The following is a 2684-nucleotide window of genomic DNA, read 5'->3' as shown; positions in this document are numbered from 1 at the left end:
GATTTCAATCACACGGCTTGCGGTTGCAGCAATTTTCGGGTCGTGGGTTACCATAATAATGGTGTGCCCTTCTTTATGTAGATCTTGCAGAATGCCAAGCACAACTTGACCACTATGCGAATCCAGTGCCCCTGTAGGTTCATCGGCAAGAATAATCTCACCACCATTCATCAACGCTCGGGCGATACTAACCCGCTGTTGTTGTCCGCCTGAAAGTTGATTTGGGCGATTTTCGATTTTATCTGCAAGCCCAAGTTTATCTAACAGCTGATTGGCTCGTGCTTTACGAGCGGTACTTTCCATTCCAGCATAAATTGCTGGTAGTGCGACATTTTCATTCGCATTTAAGGAACTCAAGAGATTATAGCGCTGGAAGATAAAGCCGAATTTACGTTGGCGGAGATTGGAAAGTTCATCGGCTGTCATCTGTTGGGTTTCTTTACCCGCAATGCGGCAAACACCTGAATTTGCTGTATCAAGGCAGCCGATAATATTCATCAGCGTTGATTTACCTGAACCCGAAGCACCGATAATCGCCACAAAATCGCCTTGCTGAATGCTGACATTTACATCTTTTAAAATGTGTGCTCGGTTTTCACCTTCTCCAAAGTATTTATTGAGCTGTTCAATTTCGATTACGTTCATAAGTGTTTGTAAAAATTTAGAAAAAATTAACCGCTTGTGAGTAGAGCCTATTAAAACTTTGAGTATAAATCAAAAGCGGTCAAATTTGACCGCTTGTTTGCAATTTAGAAGATTATTCTGCCCAATATTTTTTCTTCGTAGTTTTACCAATACCAGGGTTGAAACTGTTAGTTGGATCTAATGCTTTATAGAACTTTTTAAGCGTCGGTTTAGCTTCGTATAAATGCCCTACGTTGTGTTCGGCAGGGTATTGTGCCCCTCGTTTGTCGAGCAATTTCAACATTTCGTGCTCTAATTCCATACAGTCGTGTCCTTTTTTCACGATGTAATCTTGGTGGAAAACGTGGCACATAAAGTGTCCGTAGTAGAGTTTATGGCTGATTTTGCTATCAATTTCTGGCGGTAACACTTCGAACCAATCTTGGTCATTACGGCGTAAAGCCACATCTAAGGCAACAATATCTTCTACTTCTTTTTCGTGAATCGCACGGTAGCGAATTGCCGCACTAGCTACCGCAAAACGGTGGAGCATCGCCGCTTGAGTTTCGATTGCGTTACACTCAAAATAACCGCCTTTTGTATTATCCGCAAAGTAAGATTTTAAGTATTCACGAGCCTCTTGTACGCCTTTACCACCCATTTTTACAATAAGATGATGTTCATATTTATCACGATAATCCCACAAACTTTTCGGCAAGTGTTCTGGAATAAATTTAGAGACGGTTTGCATAAATTTATCGCTTAAATGTTGCGGTAAAAAAGCGAATTTTTTACCAATGCGATCCACGTTGGCTTTTAAGGCAAAGAGTTTTGGTAACCAATGCGTACCAAATTTTTTGATGACCCAGAAAGTATCTTTACCATATTTTGCAGCGATGTCGAATGCCTCACGATGGATATATTCGCCTGAAATTGGCAAAATTTCAAAATTCGCTAACATATGGCGACGAATATCGTTTAATACGGATGTTTGATTGGTGCCAATATAGAAAACGGCGGTCTCTTTTTCAAGCGGGAAAGTATCTAAGCGAACTGCAAAAATGGCAAGTTTGCCTGCACTGCCTGAAGCTTCGTAGTGGCGAGCTGGGTCTGCATTGAAGCGAGCAGGGGAGTCCTCATCGACTTGGCGAACGTGGCTGCAGTAGTGATTGTCGTGCCCGCGTCCGCAATCTTGTTGGATATCTTTAACCTGATAACGTTTTTCTTGTAAATTCGTCAAGATTTCTTCTGGTGTTGTGCCTAAGTCAATGCCTAAGTGATTTTTTAACTCTAATTCGCCTTTTTCATTAAGTTGTGCGAAAAGAGCCATTTCAGTATAAGCAGGACCCCGTTGCACTAAGGCACCCCCTGAGTTGTTACAAATCCCACCGATAACAGAAGCACCGATGCAAGATGAGCCGATAACGGAGTGTGGTTCACGACCAAATGGTTTAAGTTGATTTTCTAATTCGTTGAGGGTAGAGCCTGGCAAGCAGACAACTTGGGAAGCATTGTTGATGAGTTGAATACCATCAATTCTCATTGCATTGATGATGACAATATCTCGGTCGTAATTATTGCCGTCTGGTGTAGAGCCACCTGTCAAGCCTGTATTTGCCGCTTGGTTGATAACAATCACATCGTGTTCAACGCAGGCTTTTACGATATTCCAAAATTCAAGTAGCGTAGCAGGGCGAACCACAGCAATGGCGTTTCCAGTACCAAATCGGTAACCACTTCGATAAGCTTCTGTTTTCGTTGGGTCAGTAATAATATGATGAGCACCGACGATGTCGGTAAGTTGTGAAATGAGTTGTTGAACAGACATTTTGTTATCCTCTTGTGATAAGAATTAACAACATCATAACAGAATAATTCTTATTTGGATAAGGATATTTTGGGCTGCAAGCGGTGGTTTTTTAGAATTTTTTTGCATATAAAAACAGCCCCAAAGGGGCTGAATTATACCTAACCTAGGGTAACTTAATTACCTATGAAATGCAGCTACCCATTGCAGTTCAGTTGCTGGTATTCCAAGAGTTGAACTAATTTCGGGGAGA

The 2684-nt window shown here is 41.6% G+C and carries 2 protein-coding genes; both read right to left on the bottom strand.

Annotated features, from left to right (window positions below; all coding sequences use genetic code 11):
- Positions 1-645 (bottom strand): ABC transporter ATP-binding protein (locus KH943_RS09785; RefSeq protein WP_304110401.1); only part of this gene is annotated, 645 nt, incomplete at its 3' end.
- 112 nt (positions 646-757) lie between these two features.
- A complete protein-coding gene (gene dld, locus KH943_RS09780) occupies positions 758-2452 on the bottom strand; it encodes a D-lactate dehydrogenase (protein ID WP_304110400.1) in 1695 nt (564 codons plus the stop codon).
- Between the last annotated feature and the right edge of the window lie 232 nt (positions 2453-2684).

Source organism: Haemophilus parahaemolyticus (assembly GCF_018373095.1).
GTDB lineage: Bacteria > Pseudomonadota > Gammaproteobacteria > Enterobacterales > Pasteurellaceae > Haemophilus_A > Haemophilus_A parahaemolyticus_A.
This window is presented reverse-complemented; position numbering and strand designations above follow the sequence as displayed.